The 6466-nt window shown below is 40.6% G+C and carries 5 protein-coding genes and 6 pseudogenes; 4 read left to right on the top strand and 7 right to left on the bottom strand.

What is annotated here, in order from left to right:
* The 4 genes and pseudogenes from BZG82_RS16260 to BZG82_RS15600 form a co-directional block, all read right to left on the bottom strand.
* A pseudogene (locus BZG82_RS16260) lies at positions 1-118 on the bottom strand (IS5/IS1182 family transposase); the annotation flags it as partial.
* Between the two features lie 514 nt (positions 119-632).
* Positions 633-1385, bottom strand: a complete 753-nt coding sequence (locus BZG82_RS15590; protein WP_077766267.1) for a class I SAM-dependent DNA methyltransferase — start codon at positions 1383-1385, stop codon at positions 633-635.
* Between the two features lie 196 nt (positions 1386-1581).
* Entirely contained in the window at positions 1582-2181 is a 600-nt protein-coding gene (locus BZG82_RS15595; protein ID WP_077766268.1) for a class I SAM-dependent methyltransferase, read from the bottom strand.
* Positions 2182-2264: 83 nt separating this feature from the next.
* Positions 2265-2588: pseudogene (locus tag BZG82_RS15600) on the bottom strand (GNAT family N-acetyltransferase); the annotation flags it as partial.
* 108 nt (positions 2589-2696) lie between these two features.
* On the opposite strand from BZG82_RS15600, the pseudogene BZG82_RS16265 reads away from it, so the two are divergent.
* Positions 2697-2813 (top strand): annotated as a pseudogene (locus BZG82_RS16265) (IS110 family transposase); the annotation flags it as partial.
* A 186-nt stretch (positions 2814-2999) separates the two neighbouring features.
* Here BZG82_RS16265 and BZG82_RS15610 read toward each other — a convergent pair.
* Positions 3000-3782 carry an SAM-dependent methyltransferase gene (locus BZG82_RS15610; protein WP_077766270.1) on the bottom strand — a complete coding sequence of 261 codons (783 nt, stop codon included), beginning with the start codon at positions 3780-3782 and terminating at the stop codon, positions 3000-3002.
* A gap of 115 nt (positions 3783-3897) precedes the next feature.
* Between BZG82_RS15610 and BZG82_RS16270 the strand changes: the two are divergent.
* Both BZG82_RS16270 and BZG82_RS16275 read left to right on the top strand, forming a co-directional pair.
* Positions 3898-4014: pseudogene (locus BZG82_RS16270) on the top strand (IS110 family transposase); the annotation flags it as partial.
* A gap of 41 nt (positions 4015-4055) precedes the next feature.
* A pseudogene (locus BZG82_RS16275) lies at positions 4056-4157 on the top strand (IS110 family transposase); the annotation flags it as partial.
* A 21-nt stretch (positions 4158-4178) separates the two neighbouring features.
* On the opposite strand, the gene BZG82_RS15615 reads toward BZG82_RS16275, so the two are convergent.
* On the bottom strand, positions 4179-4946 hold the full coding sequence (locus BZG82_RS15615; RefSeq protein ID WP_077766272.1) for a carbon-nitrogen hydrolase family protein: 768 nt from the start codon (positions 4944-4946) through the stop codon (positions 4179-4181).
* A gap of 320 nt (positions 4947-5266) precedes the next feature.
* Here BZG82_RS15615 and BZG82_RS16780 point away from each other — a divergent pair.
* Positions 5267-5392 (top strand): annotated as a pseudogene (locus tag BZG82_RS16780) (IS91 family transposase); the annotation flags it as partial.
* 244 nt (positions 5393-5636) lie between these two features.
* Here BZG82_RS16780 and BZG82_RS15620 read toward each other — a convergent pair.
* Positions 5637-5915, bottom strand: a complete 279-nt coding sequence (locus BZG82_RS15620) for a hypothetical protein (protein ID WP_077766271.1) — start codon at positions 5913-5915, stop codon at positions 5637-5639.
* Between the last annotated feature and the right edge of the window lie 551 nt (positions 5916-6466).

A 6466-nucleotide genomic window follows, 5' to 3' on the forward strand; every position in this document is an offset into this window, starting at 1 on the left:
CTTTGCAGTGCCAAGTCTGGATAGCGGCGTCATCAACCCAAAAGGTAATCGAACCACGATTAATCAGTGCTTGATTGTATTGCTTCCAATTGCTGATTTTATACTTGGCTTTGCTCATCATCGGTGACCTGTTTGAGGCGTTGATGATCTGATCGCGGCTCGGATGATAAGTTCAATGATTTAGGAAACAACGCCTCGTCATATTCCCAGTACATCATACGACCGTGCGATCCAGTCACTAAAAGATATTGCTCACTAACAGACTGCAGCCTCTCGATCGCAACAAGCTTTGTGACGTACTGCTCCTCATTCACTGTTTCTGTAATTTCTTTATGATTCTCGTCATAACCGTGAACGATAATCGCTGTCTTGACATTTACCTCTAGGTATTGCATCTATTTGATTTACATGCCTTATTGCATAAAAATGACATGAACTCCCCTCTTACAACGCTGTATATTAAGATGAAGCTTTGCATCTCGAGGTGAGACATATCACTATTTTTGGCGTTGCACTTGCTATACGCCAGTCTGTGCTCAAGTGGTGGATGACATCGTAACCATCAACTTCAATCAGCCTAAAGCTACCTTTTGAAGAAAAGGAACAAGTCCAGCGAGATCTCAATGATCTCGTTATAGCGGCCTAACAACCCCCACAAAGCTTGTCGATGATTCAGTCAAAGTCGTCTTTTTCCAATCTGCGTAACGTTCTACTAACTGCAGACCGTGTTGCTCAAGGCGATCGCCTATCTCGTCAATTGAACGATATTTAAGCTCGATATAGCTTTGATATTGCATACCATTTTCATATTCTCTTCTTACACGATGCAACATCGTATTACTTAATGTTGGGTGCCTGCTGTCCAAACCATATACATCGACGTTTTCTCCGCTGTAACTCGTGTAGGAAGACCAATATTCGTAATTATGTGTTGTTTCAAAGTACTTAGGACATGGAAGTCGACAATCAAATACAAAAAAACTATTTCCGTGCATGTGTTTTTTTACATTTTCGAGCATGGATGAAAGGTCTGTATCTGAAAGAAATGCTTGAAAGGCATTTCCCGTCATAATAATCAGATCAAAGACGCTTTTTAAGTCGAAACTTACGGCATCCTTTTCATAAAACGTGACATTACTAGTATTTGATGACTTAGACTTCGCAAAATCAACCATTGAACGAGAAAAATCAATACCTACTGCATGAGATAACTTCTTTGATAATGGAATTGTTACTAGGCCAGTCCCGCAGCAGACATCTAGTAGGGATAAGATATTTCGATGAAGCATTAAATCCTGAAAGAACGATATTTCATCCGAATAGTAATTACCATACTGGGCATCATATTCCTCACCTGACCAAAACTCACTTCTACTCTGCTTCAAAAACTCTTTCCCTTGTACTTGAAAGTAATGTGTGGCTCGTTACCATTCTTCTCTGTGGAAAAAGGAGAAACGCAATAGTAAAGAAACCGTATACTTTTTTACATCTATCACTAATGCCAACACACAAGAAAAATGCCCAGCATTACAATCTAATAAAAAAGCTTACATTACTAATGTTGTATATCACGTGACCATATTATGATGTACATTTTACAGCAACCACTGAAAAAATATGCCAATGCTTAGGGGCTCCAACCATTGTCGCGCCAGGCTCATCACGTTCTTTGAAACTGACTATTTCAAACGCTTCAAATAAGAGCTCAACTTGTTCTTTACTCAACGGAGCCGTCGGTAACCGAAAATTCGTTGCCCAAGTATCTCTAGGCCCCATAAAATCACCTACAAAAACACCACCAACCGCGATAGAAGAAGCAAGTTTTCGCCATGTATTTTTAAACTCTACCGGATCAGCAAAGAACAAACTTGAGTTTGCTATCACTATGCCAGTAGAAGGATAATTGAAAGACTCAAATGAGCACTCTGAAAGTTTAACCAGCGGCTTTGAACTAAACCTTTCTGAACATATCGCAATAGAGTCTGGATTAATATCAAAGCCATACACCCGATAGCCTTGCTGCTCTAGATACGCTATCTCACTTCCGGTTCCACAACCGCAATCAACAGCGGTTTTCAGTCCAGACTGATCCAACTCAATGGCGAGTTCAGTGCGTGAATTGTGGGGGCGTAACAATGATTTTTCGTAGTACTGACGCCAAGTTGCTGAAGTATCATCCATAACGTTCAATATTCCAATAAAGTGAGCCAAATTAAGGTGTGAACAACGCTTATCCCTTAGCTAATCCACTGTACGTAAGTACCAAAGCTGATTAAAACTGAAAATGCCAGGCGCTGAAGATTTCTCTTAAAAAAATCGTAAATGATGATACCAGCTTCAAGCCAGCGAGTTTCTTCACACTCCCAGTAACAATTTACTGTCCCAACAGGTACATCATCTACAGTGACTAACTGTAAGTCTGAACCATTTAATAATCTTTGAAATGAAGATTTCTCAAATTGTTCTAGTGACGGATGTGAATAAGGAAAGTAAGGGCCATTAAACTTTGTTAATTCATTATTTGAAATAACCAAAGAATGGAGAGATTCCAGTTCGTCTTCCTTGGCTGGTCTTATTTCTATTTCCATATATTCCTTAATACTTCCCGATTCTTTGTAACAAACTAACGAATGACGTGATTCCCCCTATTGAAGATCTGCCACACTTAGGTGCGGCCTTTAATACCGGAGGTAAATATGTCTACTCAATTATTTTTTGGCGTTGATCTCGCCAAGTACCACTTTTCTCTTCACGCGGTGGATAACCGCGGAAAAGTCATTATCCATGAATCCGTTTCACGCATTAATTTATTAAACGTTAAAAAAGACGTATATCGATTAGCGCCGCCGAAAGTCGAAAAAGTCGCCATTACTTCCTGCATGCGGAAGATGGTGATGTTCTTAAATTTGATGCTTAGAGACGACGTGATATGGGATAAAAACCTCGCCAAAATATAGTGATTGAAAATATAGTCGTTTTTTATGTGTACGGACCAAGCGTTAGCTACCAACTTTTTTGTAAGCGACTATATGAGAAAGAAATAGTAACGAATACCTTTCGTTAAACCTTATCTTGTATTCATGTTCATCTTCAGATAGCTTTTCCCAACCTTCGCCAAAGTAGTCGTTTATATCATTAACAGCTTCACTTTCTTCTTTTAAATGCTTTTTGTTCCACTGATAAGTACATGACAAAACTAACACTCCATTAAAAACAGTTGCATCCTTTAGTGCTTTTACTAAATTTTTAGGCGACTCACATTGATCAAGTACGTTGAGGCAAACTGTTAAATCAAACTCTTTCGTAACCACACCATGTTCGAAAGGTGCTTCTATTAAAGTAAATGCTACATGATTACATGCTTTTGCTATTTCTGAAGTATCAAAATCCAAACACCCCAACTCTTTCAAGCTCTTGATATAAGGAAATTCACATTTAGTACCGTCAATTAGTATTTGTTTGAGATTTGATAGCAAGCGGTGAGACGGTTCAACAACTGTTACAGAACTAATGCTTGGCATGTTAGTAACTAACTCGTAGCTATTTCGCCCCAAAGCTGCCCCTACCTCTAATACGTCTATAGGATTAATACTTTCATATTCGAGACACTCAATAATAAACTTAGCTACACTTTGTGTGTGGTTTGAGGAGATAAACGATTCAGGTACGTACTTAGATTTACTCTCCAATTGCTCAAACACCCCACTTAAGCGAAGTTTATCAAGCCATTGAACTTCATAGTATGCCGCCAATCCTTTTAGATCTATGTAAAAATCGTCCACTTATAATTCCTTCTATGAAGCTTAATTATTTTCCGGTGCGCATAACGAATGACATGGATTCCCCCTCTTGAAGATCTGCCACACTTAAGTGCGGCCTTTAATACCGGAGGTAAACATGCCTACTCAATTATTTTGTGGCGTTGATCTCGCCAAGTACCACTGTTCTCTTCACGCGGTGGATGACCGCGGAAAAGTCATTCTCCATGACTCTGTTTCACGCGTTAATTTATTACACGTTAAAAACGGCGTATCTCGATACGCTCCGCCTAAAGCCGAAAGGTCGCCATCATAGCCTGTGTACGTAAGATGGTAGCGATCTTAAATGCGATGCTCAGAGACGGCGTGGTGTGGAATAAAAACCTCGCTAAAATTTAGGATTGACGACATACTCGTTTGTTATAACGCGGTTTCCAGTGAACTCATAGTCTCAACTAACCTCAACGCCCCCTTAGAAAACTCCAAGATACTTATCGCAAGTTGGTCTACAGGCATGGACAAAAGACATTTACCATCGGTTCCAAATATACGGCTACCACCTAATCCACGAATGTTCTGAGCGTTGAGCGCTTGTGGCCAGTTGCACTGTAAAACAAACGCATCGAGTTCCTTAGCTATTTCAGAAGCCGCTGAAAAATAGCCCGTTAAGGTATTGTCATTGCCGCTCTGCCTGATATAGCTAGGCCAAACTATGATTTCTGGAGAGCAGGAACGAACTTGAGAAATAAACCAGTCAGCATCCTCGACTTCTCGACAAATTACCGTAGTATAGCGAGTGCCATCAAGCTCAAATACGCTTCTATTACCACCTTTAGCAAAAAACTGGGATTCACTTTCAGTCAATCCAGCCTTGTCCCATTGTGCTATGACCTGACCAGTTTTACTGATGCAAAAATAACTATTGAACACATTTAACCCAACTACTTTAGGTGCACCAAAAAACAGACTTGTTCGATACTTTTTCGCTAATTTTTGTAGTTCGACTATGGCATTTTGAATTAAGGGTTCTTTACATTCAGCTTTTATATTTCTATGAAAGCCACTTAATGCGAGTTCAGGGAAAATTAAGACATCTAGTGCACCTAGCCTTTTAATGTACCCAGATATTGTCGAAAGGTTTTGTGCAACACTCCATCTCATTTGCATCTGAACAATGCCTATTTTCACTCTGTACTCCTGTAGCGTTATAACGAATGACATGGATTCCCCCTCTTGAAGATCTGCCACACTTAAGTGCGGTCTTTAATACTGGAGGTAACCATGTCTACTCAATTCTTTTGTAGCGTTGATCTCGCCAAGCAGCACTTTTCCTTTCACGTGGTGGATGACCACGGAAAAGTCATTCTCTATAACTCGTTCCCACGCTCCTGCGTGGGAACGGGAAGTAATGTCTAATGGCCCTGTCATATGATTGGCAGGCGGCGGTGAGACCGCAGTAAGAGACCTTCTATATGTGTTTGCCGTAAGCAATGAATTAATGACGATTCATGTTGCTTCACATGGCACACCAGACCTTGCCCGTTGAGGCGACCTCTGAGCAGCATACAACACGATGTTGTCCTACGTGCTGGGAGCGGTTCATGGTCTGCGTGGGCGTGACACGACCGAGGTAGCCGAAAGGCGAATAGAATAAGGAGAATGGCATTCATTTAAACACAGGAGAGCAAACCGACACAAACCACATCGTTACGTAACGTATTGAAGTAACGTCTTATCTGCTCATTTCTTGGCTGCGCTCGTGCTGAAAAAAGTGCCAGACGCAGCCCCACCTATGCACATTCGAGCTATTTACTTAATAAAGCAACGGGCTTGTTCAACTCCCAAATAAAGTGTCGGCTACGCGACACTTATTATTTATTAGGCGACATTTCTACGTTTAACTTCTTTCTCATACGAAGATTCATTGTATAGCCAAATAGCCCAAAATGCGAAAAACATCCCGATCGTATAAATAAAATAATTAAGAGCATTATCCGATAAGAAAATCGTAATACTTGCCGCATCAGAGGATGGATAAAGGAAAATAACATTAAAAATCATGTACAAAGTGGCTGTGACGAAAGTTGTTCTAAAAAGCCAATTTAAACATCCTTTCTTTCGCGATTTTTGCCAATTCTCAAATGCTTTACCATTCATTAATCCACTCCTTTTCTGTTAACTAAAGCTAGATTAACTCGTTCCCACGCTCCTGCGTGGGAACGGGAAGTAATGTCTAATGGCCCTGTCACATGATTGGCAGGCAGCGGTGAGACCGCAGTAAGAGACCTTCTATATGTGTTTGCCGCAAGCAATGACTTAATGGCGGAAATGACAGAGCGAAGTAGACGACTTTGTTGTTCGAGAGCATTGGCTGCTGGCGCAGCCAAAAAATGCTATTGCCTATTGACCGGAGAAGGGCTCATATGTGTTAGCTTAAGTTATGTAGCACCAAGCCATACCACCCCAAAACAGAATATTCAAAGTCCAGATTATTACACTCTGAACTGGAAACATATGAAAAACTAACTGAGGACATGCCTTAAGCTCACTCGCCGAGAACAACATTTGCGGTTGAAGATCCCAACTTGTAGCTAAACACAGACCTCTTTTATACCTAGGGTGATTCACCAAGTACTCAGTGTAGGATGAGTACATTGTCCATATCCCTAAAAAACCAAGTAATTCAACTAGTTATATCACTTCTATAC

It is taken from the genome of Salinivibrio sp. PR5 (assembly GCF_001996085.1).
Classification (GTDB): domain Bacteria; phylum Pseudomonadota; class Gammaproteobacteria; order Enterobacterales; family Vibrionaceae; genus Salinivibrio; species Salinivibrio proteolyticus.

Bases quoted from the DNA above. Each gene is read 5' to 3' on its own strand.
- BZG82_RS15620 (WP_077766271.1), bottom strand. From the start codon at position 5,915: ATGAATGGTAAAGCATTTGAGAATTGGCAAAAATCGCGAAAGAAAGGA.
- BZG82_RS15595 (WP_077766268.1), bottom strand. From the start codon at position 2,181: ATGGATGATACTTCAGCAACTTGGCGTCAGTACTACGAAAAATCATTG.